Source organism: Microcoleus sp. T3_A4 (assembly GCF_036700465.1).
Lineage (GTDB): Bacteria > Cyanobacteriota > Cyanobacteriia > Cyanobacteriales > Microcoleaceae > Microcoleus.
This window is the reverse complement of the sequence record NZ_JAUBOY010000029.1, coordinates 84,328-99,360: the sequence shown is the minus strand read 5'-3', so window position 1 is coordinate 99,360 and position 15,033 is coordinate 84,328. Positions and strand designations below refer to the sequence as shown.

General features: G+C 45.9%; 10 protein-coding genes and 1 pseudogene. 6 read left to right on the top strand and 5 right to left on the bottom strand.

The window, feature by feature from the left end:
• Nucleotides 1-247: 247 nt before the first annotated feature.
• Nucleotides 248-2,110, bottom strand: coding sequence for a polysaccharide biosynthesis/export family protein (locus QUA07_RS17675; RefSeq protein ID WP_333327287.1), 1,863 nt, complete (start codon nucleotides 2,108-2,110; stop codon nucleotides 248-250).
• A gap of 333 nt (nucleotides 2,111-2,443) precedes the next feature.
• On the opposite strand from QUA07_RS17675, the gene QUA07_RS17670 reads away from it, so the two are divergent.
• Nucleotides 2,444-3,139 carry a class I SAM-dependent methyltransferase gene (locus QUA07_RS17670; protein WP_333327284.1) on the top strand — a complete coding sequence of 232 codons (696 nt, stop codon included), beginning with the start codon at nucleotides 2,444-2,446 and terminating at the stop codon, nucleotides 3,137-3,139.
• Nucleotides 3,140-3,155: 16 nt separating this feature from the next.
• Here the strand turns inward: QUA07_RS17670 and QUA07_RS17665 are convergent, their stop codons facing one another.
• Complete coding sequence (locus QUA07_RS17665; protein WP_333327281.1) at nucleotides 3,156-3,509, bottom strand: DUF4864 domain-containing protein; 354 nt, start codon at nucleotides 3,507-3,509, stop codon at nucleotides 3,156-3,158.
• 182 nt (nucleotides 3,510-3,691) lie between these two features.
• Here QUA07_RS17665 and QUA07_RS17660 point away from each other — a divergent pair, with 182 nt between their 5' ends.
• The 5 genes and pseudogenes from QUA07_RS17660 to QUA07_RS17640 all read left to right on the top strand — a co-directional run.
• Nucleotides 3,692-4,822, top strand: a complete 1,131-nt coding sequence (locus QUA07_RS17660) for an endonuclease NucS domain-containing protein (RefSeq protein ID WP_333327278.1) — start codon at nucleotides 3,692-3,694, stop codon at nucleotides 4,820-4,822.
• Nucleotides 4,823-4,995: 173 nt separating this feature from the next.
• The gene (locus QUA07_RS17655) at nucleotides 4,996-5,634 is read left to right on the top strand and encodes a histidine phosphatase family protein (RefSeq protein ID WP_333327275.1); all 639 of its coding nucleotides are present in this window, start codon (nucleotides 4,996-4,998) and stop codon (nucleotides 5,632-5,634) included.
• Nucleotides 5,635-5,782: 148 nt separating this feature from the next.
• Nucleotides 5,783-6,550: a YebC/PmpR family DNA-binding transcriptional regulator gene (locus QUA07_RS17650; protein ID WP_333327272.1), complete on the top strand. Its 768-nt coding sequence runs from the start codon at nucleotides 5,783-5,785 to the stop codon at nucleotides 6,548-6,550.
• Nucleotides 6,551-6,672: 122 nt separating this feature from the next.
• Nucleotides 6,673-8,274 carry a hypothetical protein gene (locus QUA07_RS17645; protein ID WP_333327269.1) on the top strand — a complete coding sequence of 534 codons (1,602 nt, stop codon included), beginning with the start codon at nucleotides 6,673-6,675 and terminating at the stop codon, nucleotides 8,272-8,274.
• 240 nt (nucleotides 8,275-8,514) lie between these two features.
• Nucleotides 8,515-8,709, top strand: a pseudogene (locus QUA07_RS17640) (YebC/PmpR family DNA-binding transcriptional regulator); the annotation flags it as partial.
• 9 nt (nucleotides 8,710-8,718) lie between these two features.
• On the opposite strand, the gene QUA07_RS17635 reads toward QUA07_RS17640, so the two are convergent.
• The 3 genes from QUA07_RS17635 to QUA07_RS17625 form a co-directional block, all read right to left on the bottom strand.
• On the bottom strand, nucleotides 8,719-9,321 hold the full coding sequence (locus QUA07_RS17635) for a Uma2 family endonuclease (RefSeq protein WP_333327266.1): 603 nt from the start codon (nucleotides 9,319-9,321) through the stop codon (nucleotides 8,719-8,721).
• Nucleotides 9,322-9,441: 120 nt separating this feature from the next.
• On the bottom strand, nucleotides 9,442-11,316 hold the full coding sequence (locus QUA07_RS17630; protein ID WP_333327263.1) for an adenylate/guanylate cyclase domain-containing protein: 1,875 nt from the start codon (nucleotides 11,314-11,316) through the stop codon (nucleotides 9,442-9,444).
• 159 nt (nucleotides 11,317-11,475) lie between these two features.
• On the bottom strand, nucleotides 11,476-14,784 hold the full coding sequence (locus QUA07_RS17625; protein WP_333327261.1) for a PAS domain S-box protein: 3,309 nt from the start codon (nucleotides 14,782-14,784) through the stop codon (nucleotides 11,476-11,478).
• Nucleotides 14,785-15,033: the final 249 nt, after the last annotated feature.

The following is a 15,033-nucleotide window of genomic DNA, read 5'->3' as shown; positions in this document are numbered from 1 at the left end:
TAGTTCGAGGTTTGACAAATTTCCATTGGTGGCCCCAAGTTGCGCCTTAATTATGGTTATACTACCGGACATGATATGACTCGGACTTCGTTTGACAAGCGAATTTCTTGATAGTACAATCCCCCGAATTTATCCGTGGCGTCAATCCAAAATCTAAACTCTAAAATCTAAAATCGAATGACTCTATGCAGCGGTTTCAACCGCCGATTCATAAAGAGGGTGGCTAACTTTCAACGCCCGAGTCTGATCAAGGAGTAGTTGGCTGAATTTGCTGTGGCTGCATTTGCTGCTGCTGATTTTGGAGCAGAAGTTGCTGCTCCTGGATCTCGATTTGCCGATTCTCAAGATCTATTTGCCGCTGTCTGTCTTCGAGTTGCAGTCTTCTGTCTTCAAGTTGCAGTCTTCTATCTTCTTCTTGCCGCAGTCTGTCTTCACGTTGTAGCTCTCTGTCTAGCAGTCTGTCTTGACGTTGCTCTTGTCTGTCTTGACGTTGTTCGCGAAGCTGTCTGAGCTGATTTCGCCGCTCGAAATCTCCTCCCAAAAATAAGTTTTGAAAAGCGTTGATAGTTGCTTGAAACCCAGTAAAAACGCCGCTAACAGCGCTGATCCCATTTGCAACTCCTGTTATTGGCTGCAAAAAACTGTTGATATTGTCTCCTACCCTAGCATAGCCCGATCGCGCTACCAGAATCACATCGTCGTTGCGGAGAGTGGGGTTATTATTAGGATTCAACCCTTGAGCAAAATCCACCTCAATCGTGCGACGAGAAACAGTACCGTTGGGGTTCAAACGCAATAGTTCTACTCTGTCTTTTTTAGCCCGCAATTGATTGAAACTGCCTGCAGTCAGCAGAGCTTGGTGCAGGGATGTACTAGGCCGCACCTGCAAAGCCCCAGGCCTAATTACTTCTCCTACAATATTGATGCTAATCGCGTTCGGCGAAAAACTGCTATTTGCGACTTGAGAAACTTCAGCTAAGTCTACGGTAGCTGCTGTCGGGATAATTACGCTATCTCCTTCTTGCAGCAAAATATCTTGAGTTGCGTCGCCTTTTTGCAGCAAATCCCACAGATTTACCATGATAGTTTGTTCATTGCCACCTCTGACTCGGCGGCGGATTTGCACGCGGCGAATGTCAGCTTCTGTAGTGATACCACCAGCAATTTTCAATGCTCTAGTTATTGTTGGTAAGCCTACAACTGCTCCTTGCTGTTGGTCGATAGCTACAAAACTCAACTCTGTTTGTTGGTTGCTCGATCGCACATCCGAAGCAAATACAGTATAAGGCCCCGGCCGGTTTACTTCCCCGACAATTACCACACCAATTGGTTTAGTAATATCAGCGGAAAAATTAGCACTGGCTCTTTGACGAACTTCTTGAGTATTCAGGGCCCTTGCTGTCGGTACAAAAATTGTATCTCCATCTCGAATCGTGACATCTTGACGCAAATTTCCCGTGTCTAAAAAATCCTGCAAATCAACATTAGTAACTTGCTCCGGCCCGCCTCTGTTGGAACGACGAATTTGGACATTTCGCATATCTCCTGCTGATGTCACCCCTTGTGCAAGTTGCAGCATTTCCATCAAAGTCGGGAATTTTACTCCTCCTCCTTCTCTAGTGGGATTAATCTTGTAGGAACCCGGGCGAGTAACTTCACCCGCAAGACCTATATTTAGGGGGCGAGCGACGATCACAGTTACGGTAACAACGGGAACATTGATGAAGGGTTCGTATCGCTGGGTAATCACATTAGCGGCTTGTTGCAGCGTCAACCCTTGAATTGAGACGCTGCGAATAATTGGCAAATTGAGCGTCCCATCAACTAACACTTGATATTCTCTGCTGAATTCAGGGACGCCGAAGATATCTAAAGCAATGCGATCGCCCGGGCCTAAAGTATAAGCTGCTTCTGGTGTCAGCGAACCAGAATTGCCGATCGGCGGCAAACTCGAACCCGGAGGTGGCGGCGGTACTCTCGGTTGGTTTGGGTTCCTAGCGGGCGCAGGATTTCTGACGGCAGGTAACTGAGCTCTACTGGGCAGCGAACTCAATAGCACCAGGAGTGCTGACAAACTCAGACTTGTAGCGGTTTGAATGGTATGTTTCATCTTTCTTCCCTGGTTGCAGCCTGCCAATGAACAAGAGCAATTTAGCTAGTGGATTTTAGTTTATTTTCCCTGCTGTCCAGTGTAGCCTCGCTGTGCTGCAAAATCCACAGGTGCAAGCATAAAAATTGTGCGATCGTACTTAACTATTTTGTGCCTTGTTTGTAAAGAAAGTGTAAAGCCCGCCAACTGTTGTCAGGATTAATATCTCGTTTGAGCAAAATTATTCATACATAAGTCCGCATACAAATCAACCCGCCACAGAAAGGAGATAGGGAAAAACCACCCTGATTTGAGGTAAAATATTAGATAATTCTATCTGCAGGACAAAGACAAGTGTCACTAAAATTGGATAAAGTAATTCCCTGGGGGCGCTGCTTGGATGAATACATAGGAATGTTTAGCTTGACCTCAAGTGACCTCAAGCTAGCAATTCTTGATTGTGCGGGCGGCCCGGCGAGTTTCAATGCCGAAATGACTCGCCAAGGTAAAAAGGTAATTTCTTGCGATCCAGTTTATCAGTTTAGTGCGGTGGAAATTGGCGATCGCATCCAAGAAACATATCAAACTGTAATTGACGGTGTTAAAGCCAATTTAGACGGCTACCTGTGGAACAATTTTGAATCGCCGTACCAGCTAGGCGAAGTGCGAATGAAGGCGATGCAGGAATTTTTAGAAGATTTTCCATCAGGCTTACAGCAAGGCCGCTACATAAATGCTGAGCTGCCAGTTTTGCCTTTCGAGAACGGTCAATTCGATTTAGCTTTGTGCAGCCATTTCTTATTTGCTTATTCTCACCTGCTTTCCGAAGAATTTCATCGGTCAGCAATTTCAGAAATGTGTCGGGTTGCGAAAGAAGTCCGAGTCTTCCCTCTATTGCAGAGTTTTAGCGGGGAGGAATCAGATCACTTAAACCCGACGATGGCAGAATTGAAAAAGAGAAGTTTTAGTCTAGAAATTCAAGAGGCTCCTTATGAGTTTCAAAAAGGCGGGAATAAGATGCTGCGAATTAGCAAAAAAAGCTCAGTCTAAAAGTCAGCCTAACTTATTATGCTGTTATCGAAACCAAATAACAGCCATTGATTCGCCAACTATTATCAAACTGTTTTTCCATGAGATAAATGGCTCGGATTGGGATGCCTTCCGAGTCCAGCAACAGCACTGGCTGAGCGGGAATTCCTTCTACGGTGGCGAGGTTTTCAAATAATACCGAGCGCGGACGGTATACAGCTTCATAGGCAATTTTTACCATGTGCATAAAGTTTTCGGCTGTGCGAAACTGCTGCTGAATTCCGGGACTGGCGAAGGCAAAAGCCCCAGCAGCATCGTCTTTTTGAAAGGCTTGTAGTTGCTGTTCTACGACTGAGCGAATGGTAGCGCGATCGCTTTCACTGATGAGCATATTTTTAATAATTTGTCAAGAGATGGGAGTGTCGAATAGTTACTATTATAGCGCTCCCACTTAAAGGCGATTTTGTTGCGGGATGGCTGGGAAGCTGTCAGGGCGATCGGGGTTTATTTAAACCCTCAGCGCACTACAGACATTAGTGGTAAAATTGGTTAAAGACTGTAAGAATTGTCAAAATGCTAAGCAGCGCCACATTGAGGAAAACAGGGTCAGGGTGGGAATTTGCAAATGAAGAAGCGTTAGAGGATTTTGTCGAAGTTCACTTGCAAAGTTTGCTTGGTTTGACAGTCATCAAGCGGCAATTCACTGTCAACGAGCAAAGATGCGATATTATAGCGGTGGACGAGAATCAACGGTTAGTTGTGCTGGAGTTGAAAAACGGCGAAGATAGATATGTCGTTCAGCAGTTAACCCGTTATTACGATGCTTTGTTGGAACACAAACCTTTTGGCGATCGCGTGGATTACGCTCAACCCGTTCGCTTAATAGCAATTGCGCCCAAATTTCACAGGGATAATTTTACAGACAGGAAGTATCACGGGCTATTTTTTCAGTTTTTGCAATTTGCGAGCGTTCCTGACGGGGAAAAATTATATTTACACTTTAAAGATGTAGATACCGAACACACTTCACAAGTAGAGATTACATATCGAGAACAATCCAGCAACGAAACTCTCTCTGAACCGCCAAGGTTGCTTTTAAAATTTATCCAAGAATGTAATGAAACTGAACGCGAAGGAGTGTTGAGCGTTCGCAGACAGATTCTAGGCTGTGATAGACGCATCAAGGAACTTACTGACTCTAGTAGTATTAAGTATGGTATCGGCAAAAATAAATTGATTGCTGAATTTAGATTTGATGCTAGACGAAATAGCCCTGCAATGTTTTTATGGCTCCCACTTCCCAGAGGATACAACAATAATAAAATTCTAGCTAGAATGAGAATTTGGACGAATTGGGAAATAGTCACAGATACAGGTTATATTCGGAAGGGAATTGGCATAATGGTTAATGAGGATGAATACAAAGTAGGTAGGGTTTCTCCTTCAGCTAAGTTAATGCCTGATACCTCCTATAGGGCATTAGGTGCCAGGGAGAAATTTTTGAATAATCCAGCATACAGAGAGAATTATGTTATGAATAATTTGGCATATTATGTGAGCAAGTATGGACGAAACTACCGTCACGGTTCGCCATTAGCGATGTCCATAACATACTATTTCAAGATAATTGGAAAAAGTGACGAATCCACTTCTTTAGAAAGAATAGTTAATTTAGCTTTAGAATCAAGATTGGTAAAACTCTAAGGAAGAATTAACAAATACGATCGCACCCCATCACCCCTTACCCAATCCATCATCCATCTGCGTCTATCTGCGTGCATCTGCGGTTAAAAATATCTCATCAATAGCTTCGCAACAAATCAAATCAACAAACTTTGATATAATTTTACATCAAGAAGCCAAACTCAAACCAACTCATGCCACAAACAGTCTGGATCGCACGACACGGAAACCGCATCGACTTCGTTAACCCCGACTGGTTTCTTACCGCCGAACGCCGCTACGATCCTCACCTTTCCGAAGACGGTCACGTTCAAGCTAAACAACTAGCCAATCGCCTCAAAGGTGAAGGAATTTCTCATATTTTTGCTTCCCCTTTTCTGCGAACTGTCCAAACAGCAAATCACGCGGCAGAAGCTCTCGATTTGTCAATTAAACTAGAGTGGGGACTGTGCGAATGGCTGAATCCTGAATGGATGACAGAAATGCCGGAAACTGAGTCTGTTGAAGCTTTGTGCAGGCGTTTTCCCCGGATTGATGCTTCCTATAAAGGCGGTATTGCTAATTATCCCGAAACCGTGGAAGCTTGTTTCAAAAGGGCGGGGGAAACTGCTAAACGCCTCGTGGCTGAGTTTCCCGAAGATATGTTATTGGTAGGTCACGGTGCGTCGGTTTTAGGAACTGCGATCGGGCTGGCGGGCGGTGCGGAAACAGAAATAAACGCTTCTTTGTGCTGTTTGGTGAAAGTGGTGCGGGATGAGGGAGAATGGTTGATCGCACTTAATGGCGATACTTCTCACCTGACTGACTCTGAAACCGTGATCCGGTTTAATTAAAGTTGAGATTCGTGCCAAAAATCGCATTTTATGCTATGTGTGTAAGGTGCGCGGCAGAAGAGCACCCTACGTTAATCTGATTAGTCCGAATCTGGGTGTTATTGTTTAATCTCGATCGCACATTTTAAATCGAAAATCTTAAATCGGTATGGCAGGACACAGTAAGTGGGCGAATATTAAACGCCAAAAAGCTAGAGTTGATGCCGTTAAAGGCAAGGTTTTTGCTAGAATATCTCGCGAAATTATTGTCGCGGCCCGCAGCGGAGTTCCCGATCCCGCTGGCAATTTTCAACTGCGGACGGCTATTGAAAAAGCCAAGGCGGCGGATATTCCTAATGAAAACATAGAAAGGGCGATCGCCAAAGGTGCTGGCTTGGCCGGGGGAAGTTCGGAATTAGAAGCTATTCGCTACGAAGGTTACGGCGTTGGCGGGGTTGCTATTCTAATTGAAGCGCTGACAGACAACCGCAACCGCACAGCGGCTGACTTGCGAGAAGCTTTTACTAAAAATGGCGGCAACTTGGGCGAAACTGGTTGTGTGGGCTGGATGTTTGACAACAAAGGAGTTTGTACTGTACGCGGCCCGATTGATGAGGAACAATTGTTTGAAGCGTCGCTAGAGGCTGCTGCGGAATCTTATGATTTGATATTAATTGATGAGGATACTGAAGGTGCAGAGGTATTTACCAGCGTGGCTAATTTGGAACAACTGGCGGATGTTTTGAAACAAAAAAGTTTTGCAGTTTTGCAGTCGGAAAATCGCTGGATTCCGAGCAATACAGTGGAAATAGATAATCCTGAAAAAGCTAGATCGCTCCTAAAGTTAATGGATGCACTGGAAGATTTGGATGACGTGCAAAGCGTGACAGCTAATTTTGAAATGACAGATGAATTGATGTCTTTGAGTATGGTTTAATGCTTTAAAGATGAGGGATCTGGATCGTCCTGCTGGCACTGCAAAAGACGAAAAATCGCCAGCGGGACGATCGCGCTACACTATTACCAGGAAACGAATCCCCATCTGTAGGCGAGTGGGGAGTGTCAATCCAACGCATTGCTGAAAAAGCTGCATTGAAAAACTCAACCCACAGTAAAGCCATGCTAGATAACAACGAAAGCAAAAGAGACAGCACCCACTCAGAAGAAGTTCTGTCAGCAACCGAAGTATCAGAAACCAAGGATCGATCCGAATCAAAGGTGCAGGCTGAACCAGGGGGTAAATCCAATTGGTTCGGTTCCGTTTTCGGAGCCGTCTCTGCAACGGCGAGTGCGGTAGGGAATGCGGTAGGGAATGCCGGAAGTGCGATTGTTAATACCGCGAGTGCGGTGGGGAATGCAGCAGGCAGTGCTGGAGATGCGATTGTTGTTAATACCGCGAGTGCGGTAGGGAATGCCGGAAGTGCGATTGTTAATACCGCGAGTGCGGTGGGGAATGCAGCAGGCAGTGCAGGAGGTGCGATTGTTGTTAATACCGCGAGTGCGGTAGGGAATGCCGGAAGTGCGATTGTTAATACGGCTAGTGCGGTAGGCAATGCGGTAGGGAATGCCGGAAGTGCGATTGTTAATACGGCTAGTGCGGTAGGCAATGCAGCAAGCAGTGCTGGAGGTGAGATTGTTGTTAATACCGCGAGTGCGGTAGGGAATGCGGTAGGGAATGCCGGAAGTGCAGCACTCCAATTTCCCAATTTTTTTGGTTCAGCCCTCGGTTCGATTTCCCAGAGTCCTATCCTAAAAAAACTGACTGAAAATTTCAAAATCGACTGGTTAGTTAATGCGATCAATAAAGTTGATGTCGTGACTGCCGAGGCGCAAGTTCGAGAGTTGCAGCGCCAATATCCTCACGAGAAACCTCAAGAAATCGCACATCGCTTAATGGTGGAAAAAGCCTTGCTAGCTGCAGGAAGTGGCTTGGTTAGCAGTTTAGTTCCGGGCGCAGCTTTGGCATTGGCTGGCATGGATTTAGCGGCAATGACGGTGTTATCCGCGGAGTTAGTTTATCAAATAGCTGCCGCCTATGGAAAGGATTTGCAATCGAGCGATCGCCAAAAAGAAGTTGTCGCTATTTTCGGTTTATCCTTGGGTAGCAATTTAGCGATCGAAGCTGGAGTTACGCTTGTCAGCAATATTCCCTTGGCGGGTGCGGTAATTAATGCTAGCGCCAGTGCGACAATGATTTACGCGCTGGGATACGGTGCTTGTCGGTTTTATGAAGCCGATATCGATTCCTCGAAAATCGAAACCAAGCTCAAAGATTTACAAGAGGTATTGCAAGCGGAAAGTGACCAATATTTAGAGACAGCGATCGCACAAGAAACTGTGATGGATTGGATTTTGGTGTATGTCGTCTATACCACCCAAAAATTCACCCGATGGGATGAGTTATTACCCCAATTACAAGCGGCGAATTTAAATCCAAAGTCTTTAGCTGAGATTGAAGCTGTGAAAAATAAGTCTAAATTGCCTCCCAAGTTGGATATTTTACTCGAACAACTCGAACTCGACTTTGCCGAACCGCTTTTAAAGCGATGCACTGACATCATCGAGGCTGACGGTGAAATTAATGAACAAGAGGGGAAAATTTTGCTGACAATTCAACGGGCTGTTTTGAGCAAAAGAAAGCAAGCTCAAAAGCAAGCGTAGCCAACTTCGATCGAGGATGGGGTATCGGAAGCCACTGAAGCACAAACTGAAGTCTAAGCTAGATCGCAAACGACTCCGTGCGTTCACGCCCGGAAATGTCAAATCCAATACTCAAACTGGCTCAAGCGAATGGGGTAAAACTCTGGGACGATAACAGTTAATTGATTTAGTGATTCGAGCTAAAAAATAAGGTATCTATGAACCAATAATCCCAGTCTATGAAAGAGTGGGGAGTGTCATTTGAAACAAAAAACTTTTGCTGTTGTGCAGTCGAAAAATCGCTGGATTCCGAGCAATACAGTGGAAATAGACAGTCCGGAAAAAGCTCGATCGCTCCTTAAGTTAATGGATGCACTGGAAGATTTGGACGACGTGCAAAGCGTCACGGCGAATTTTGAAATGACAGATGAATTGATGTCTTTGAGTATGGTGTAACGCTCTAAATCACCAGATTTTGGCCATCCGCAAGACAAATCCCGGTAACTCTGGATCTGCGCTGACTGTTTCAGGATTATCTAAGATTTCAGGTTCGCCATTGGGACGGTAGATGTAGACTTTTCTATTTTTGCGATCGAGCAAAAAGCCGAGCGATACACCGTTCTCAATATATTCTTGCATCTTGTTTTGCAATCCCTTGAGAGTGTCACTAGCAGACCGCAATTCAATCACAAAGTCTGGACAAATCGGTGCGAATGAGGCTTTTTCTTCTTCAGTTAAGGCATTCCAGCGCTCTAGTTTAATCCATGAGGCATCGGGGGAGCGGGTTGCTCCATTCGGCAAGGTAAAGCCTGCACTGGAGTCAAACGTTTCACCTGTGCCATCTTGTTCTGCCCAGTTCCCCAATTGTAGGGCAATCTTACCGTTTCGATTCCCTGTATCTGAAAAGGCGGGTGACATAATGATAACTTCCCCACTGGCTGTACGCTCAATTCTCAAATCGCGATTAACTAGACAGAATTCATAAAACTGTTCAACAGTCATCGATTGGATCGCAGGGAAATTGACAGTCAGTGGGACGCTTTCGGTTTGAATTAGCAGCGTCGTCATGGTTTTTCCTCAGTTGGTGCAGGGGTGATAGAATACCTTGAGCTTAAACTATTTTAGCTTGGCGATCGCAAGTCTTAGTCGATCGGGGAATCGGAGGCTTGTATCCGTTTTGGGGCGGTGTCAATAATCTTTTTTCCCAGTTAGCAAATAAGTAACCATGTATCCCTTGCCCTTGATTTGGATGGCGCCGCGCTTCTGAAAAGTATATTTATCTTTTAATATCTCGTAGGTTTCGGCGGTGACTTGAATGCAGCCGGTAATCCCGTGGGATTCCATGCGCGAAGCAATATTTACTGTGTCGCCCCAGAGGTCGTAAATAAACTTTTTTAAGCCGATAACGCCGGCAACGACAGGGCCACTGCTAATCCCGATCCGAATGCTGAAAGGTTCCGAATGTTCTAAACTGAGGAGCCGAATTTCGTGCAACATATCGATCGCCATGTTCGCAACCGCCTCGGCGTGATCCTCTCGGGCCGTAGGCAAACCGCCGACAACCATGTAAGCGTCACCAATAGTCTTAATTTTCTCCAAACCGTGGCGATCGGCCAAGTGGTCAAAAGCCGAAAAAATATCGTTGAGCACTTCCACCACTGCCGTCGCTGAAATTCTCGACGAAAGCTCTGTAAACCCCACAATGTCGGCAAACATCACAGTCACTTCCGCAAAACTTTCGGCGATATTGTGTTCATTGTCCTTCAAACGCAAGGCGATCGCTGCGGGCAAAACGTTCAGCAGCAATTGCTCGGATTTAGCTTGTTCGAGTTCCAACTGTAGGTAAGCAGCCTGCAACTGTTCGGCTTGGCGAATTCTTTCTCCGGCTAGTTTTTCGATTTGGGCGGTGCGACTCAAAGATGTCAGCATATATGTCACCGGAATCAGAGTCCACAGCATCCCCATCGTCAGAGTTCCCCAAGAGCGCCAGTGCTTGCGAAGCCTGCGAATTTCCGGCGTTGCCGACACGTACATAGACCACTGGCGGCCACTAATTTTCAGCCGCCTTCTGCAAGCTGTATAGTTCGGGCCTGGATTGTCAAGAATCGGGCAGTTTTGCATCAGGGATCGGTCAGCAGTGGCTGATGCTGGAAGCACTTGTTGGCTCGCGGATTGGAACTGCACCGCAAATTGCTGAATTTGCCTCTCAGCAGGGAGATTTTTGAGAACCGGGTTGGCCGTTTGGGGTAATAGCGAGGGTGCTTGTTGCTTGTCTGGAGCCTCGCTAACGAGATAAATATTGAGGTAGTCGGTATTGCGTCCTTTTAAAGAGGTTTGGAAAATATCTTTGCCTCGAAATACGCCCAGAACAAATCCTTGTAGCAGTTGGCGACGGGATTCCAGGGTAGTCGGTTTACTGCTGTTTTCGTAAATCGGAACTATTGCCAAAAGACCTAGTTCCGGGGAAGTGCCCTGAGTTAAGCCGATGTAGTTGGTGACAATCATTTCTCCTGTATCGCGTCCTCGATCGAGCGCGGCGCGGATTTCTGGGTGGGAGGCGAGGTCAAAGCCTAATGCTGTCTCGTTTCCGGCTGGTGGTTCGACGTAGAAAGCCGGGAAGTATTCGGAACGCTGGAGGGCCTTGCGGAGTTCTCCTCGCGGGCCACGCTCTGTAATCTCGAAGCTGGGGTCGGTTTCGGTTCTAGCTTTGGTTTCGTAGTTGCGCCGCTCGGAATTGGGGACGCGGGGGGCCCAAGCCAAAAGTTGCAGGCTAGGGTGGACGGATAGGGGACGGGCGACAAACCGGGCAAAAGAGGAACGCTCGACGGTGCTGAAGGCTTTCATGTAGTCGCTGAGGGCGAGAACAGTATCTAAGTCGGAGTTGAGCTGGCGTTCGATGCCGATCGAAATATCGTCAATGCGGCGGTGCATTTCGTAGTCGCGGCGCTTGTCTTCCCAGTCCCAAACCAAGGCGAAAGTCAGAAGCGACAGTCCCACACCCAAACCCAGCGTCAACCCGGCTGGAATGTAGCGAGACCAGGATAAAGGTAGTTTTTTCAGCATAATTGCCTAGCGAATAAGGGCTGCAGATTAGCACACCGCTGAGTGCGATTTGTTCCGGCCTCTGAGTGCGGTTAATTCAAAACCCTGATAACTCAAGCACCGACGGCAATTGGGAATTAAAAGTTAGATATTTAAACTTTTAGATTAATGGACGATCGCTCAGCAGGGGATTTCAATCCAAAATTCCGCTCCCTGTCCGGGCGCTGAGATGCACCGCAGGCTTCCCTTATGTTTTTCTACCACAATTTGATGGCTGATGGATAATCCTAAACCAGTTCCAGAGCCTACGGGCTTGGTGGTGAAGAACGGGTCAAATAGCCGCTTGCGAACCTCTTCGCTCATTCCCGGGCCACTGTCGGCGATGCAAATTACCATGCGATCGCAATCACTGAGCTGGGTTTTACTGTGGCTTTTCAACCCAGCTTTTTTCATGAGGGTGCGAATCACGATCGTCCGAGGTTCCGGTTGGTTTTCTAGAGCATCGATCGCATTACTGATAATATTGAGAAATACCTGGTTTAACTGCCCCGCACAACAGTAAATTTTTGAGACTTTTCCGTATTCTTTAATAATTTCAATCCGGCTTTTTTTACTTGCCTGATGCAATCTGTGCTGCAAAATTAACAGTGTACTGTCAATTCCTTCATGAACGTCTACTAACTTCATTTCTGATTCATCCAGCCGCGAAAAGTTCCGCAGCGACAACACAATATTACTGATTCTTTCTACTCCTACTCTCATAGAATTTAGCATTTTTGGCAAATCTTCCTTCAGAAAATCTAACTCTAAGTCCTTAACTTTTTTAGCAATCTGAGGCCCTGGACACGGATAGCATTCCTGGTAGAGACTTAACAGTTCAATTAAATCGTGAAAATAGTTGTAAGTATGAGAAATATTGCCGTTAATAAAAGTGGCAGGATTGTTGATTTCGTGGGCAATCCCAGCCACCATCTGACCGAGACTCGACATTTTTTCGGATTGAACTAATTGGATTTGAGCGTTTTGTAGCTGTTCGTATGCTTCTTGCAATTGGGCGGCTTGTTTTCTTAATTGAGATTCGGAAGCTTGGAGTGCGGCGGCGGAAATTTTGCGATTGGTTATATTTTCAATCATCCCTAAGTTGTAAATAGGTTGTCCTTCACCGTCTCGAATCAAAGTAGCTGTCACGTTTACCCAAACGATTTTACCTGTAGCGGTAATCTGGCGGAGTTCGATTTGATAGTGAGTAATTTCTCCCCGCTTAAGAGAATCAGCAACTTGGAGATTTTTTGGAGAATCTTCGGGATGTCCAAGTTCAATAAATGTTTGGGCAAGCAATTCTGCTGCGGTATATCCCAGCATTTCGCAGTAAGTTTTATTGACTCTCACTAACTTATTATCATCTAAATTAGCTAAGTAGATAGCGATGGGTGCATCTTCAAAAATCGTGCGAAATAGTTCCTCGCTGGCCCGGACTTGAGCTGCTAGGGAAAGCCTATCGGTGATGTCTTCAAAAGTAGACAAAATGCCGACAACATTGCCGGAATTGTCGTGTAAAGGTATTTTATTTGTATCCAGACAGCACTGGGTGCCGTCGGCTTGCATTTTGGATTCTATGATGTGATATTCTGGGGTGTTGGTTGCCATGATACGGCGGTCGCAGGCTCGAAAAAATTCTGTTTCTTCCGGCTTCCAAGGCATATCGAAGTCGGTGAGACCGGCGATTTCACTGGGGTGATTGAAACCTGCGACTTTGGCAAAGTTTTTGTTGCCTCCCAAGTAAACTAAATCTCGATCTTTCCAGGCGATTAACTGAGGGATGTTATTGATTACCAACCACAGCATTTTTTGGGATGTTTCCAAGGCTTCCGTGCGTTCTAGGACGCGCTTTTCAAGTTCTTGATTGGCTTGTTGCAGGGCGATTTTTGACTCGCTGAGGGCGATTTCTGCTAGCTTGCGATCGCTGATGTCGATTGTCACCCCCTCCCACAGTATATCGCCGCCAGGCTGCATTTCGGGGCGGGCAATGCCGCGAATCCATTTCACTTTTCCCGATCCGGTTACGATCCGCCCTTCATATATCCAAGGTTTGAGAGTTTTGCCGGAAATTGCGATTGATTCTAACAGAGTTTTTAGGTCTTCTGGATGCACCGTTGCCCAAATAAAATCGGAGTTTTGTTCAACTTTTTCTGGCTCTAATTCGTAGAGTTCCCAACAGCCGGAACTCACATAAATGAATTCATTTGAACCGTCGGGATGCAGCAAGTATTGATAAATCATTCCGGGCACGTTGGCGGCCATTTTTTGGAATCTGGCTTCGCTTTTCCGCAGTGCTGATTCTGCAAGTTTGCGATCGCTAATGTCAATCAACACGCCATCCCAAATAATGTTATCTTTTTCGCCCGGTTCTGGTCGGGAAGCCCCGCTAATCCACTTAATCCGATCGCCCGGAAAAACAAATCTGCCTTCCCACCGCCAAGGCTCTAAAGTTTTAGCTGAGATAGCAACAGACTCCTGGAAGCTGGGCGCATCGTCTGGATGAATCATTGCGATCGCGGGAATAGCTGAGTTTTGGAGTACATCTGGTTCTAATTCCCAGAGCTCCCGGCAGCCGGAACTGACGTAGGGGAACGACATAGCGCCGTCTGCTGCTAACTGAAATTGATAAATCATGCCGGGAACGTTGGCGGCTAGTTTTTGAAACCTCGCTTCGCTTTGCCGTAGTGCTGTTTCTGCTTCTACGCGATCGGTAATATCGTAAAATGCCGATAAAATTGCGGCTTCGCCATTAAAATTAATTGCTCGCATCGACATTTTTACCCAAAACAAACTGCCATTTGCTTTCTTGAGGCAGATTTCTTCGCGGTCGCTAAAGCCGTTTTCTTTGACTAATTCTAGCAATTGAATGTTGTCGTTGATATTGGCATAAAATTCAATTTGTTTTCCACCAACAATTTTTTCGTAACTCAAACCTAAACTTTCACCAAGAGCAGGATTTGCATACAAAATAACGCTGTCTTCTAGGCGCGTAATTAACATGGGAACGGGAGTCGTACTGGCGATAACGCGCAATCTTTCTTCGCTTTCTTCCCTGGCTGTTTCGGCTGCTACCCTTTTGCTAATATCGTTCTGAACTCCGATAAAATGAGTTAATTTTCCCTCATTGTCTAGGATGGGGGAAACCATTAATTCGTTCCAAAAAGGAGTTTTGTCTTTGCGATAATTTTTGAGAACTACCTGAATTTCCGTTCCCGCTTCCAAGCTGCGGCGGAGTTTCTTTAATTCGGCCTGATCGGTATCGGGGCCCTGCAAAAACCGGCAGTTGCGTCCAATAACTTCTTCGGCACTGTAACCTGTCAGTTTCTCAAAAGCAGGATTGCAGTAGATAATAGGTGTGTCATGCTTGCGAGCATCCGCTATGAGGATGCTGTTGCTCGACGCTGCGATCGCCCGTTCTAGGAGAGACAGGTTGAAAGAGTCTGTTGTCATCTGTAGCAATATCCAAACTCCTTGGGAGCGGACAGAACAATAGAAAATTATAAATAGCTTGAGCCATTCTTATTCTATAATTTTATTTTTAATTTAGCTTTTTTAACAAAGTCAGCAGCCCAAAAAAGCCGACGGGGGAGACGACTAATACCATTTTCGATTTTAGATTTTAGATTGGCAATGACTGATTCCCTTATGGTTTGGGGCACGGGCATACAATTGCCTTTGTGCTTGAAAGTAAGTAGTTTA

Bases quoted from the DNA above. Each gene is read 5' to 3' on its own strand.
- QUA07_RS17630 (WP_333327263.1), bottom strand. From the start codon at position 11,316: ATGCTGAAAAAACTACCTTTATCCTGGTCTCGCTACATTCCAGCCGGG.
- QUA07_RS17665 (WP_333327281.1), bottom strand. From the start codon at position 3,509: ATGCTCATCAGTGAAAGCGATCGCGCTACCATTCGCTCAGTCGTAGAA.
- QUA07_RS17660 (WP_333327278.1), top strand. From the start codon at position 3,692: ATGCTAAGCAGCGCCACATTGAGGAAAACAGGGTCAGGGTGGGAATTT.
- QUA07_RS17635 (WP_333327266.1), bottom strand. From the start codon at position 9,321: ATGACGACGCTGCTAATTCAAACCGAAAGCGTCCCACTGACTGTCAAT.
- QUA07_RS17650 (WP_333327272.1), top strand. From the start codon at position 5,783: ATGGCAGGACACAGTAAGTGGGCGAATATTAAACGCCAAAAAGCTAGA.
- QUA07_RS17655 (WP_333327275.1), top strand. From the start codon at position 4,996: ATGCCACAAACAGTCTGGATCGCACGACACGGAAACCGCATCGACTTC.
- QUA07_RS17625 (WP_333327261.1), bottom strand. From the start codon at position 14,784: ATGACAACAGACTCTTTCAACCTGTCTCTCCTAGAACGGGCGATCGCA.
- QUA07_RS17675 (WP_333327287.1), bottom strand. From the start codon at position 2,110: ATGAAACATACCATTCAAACCGCTACAAGTCTGAGTTTGTCAGCACTC.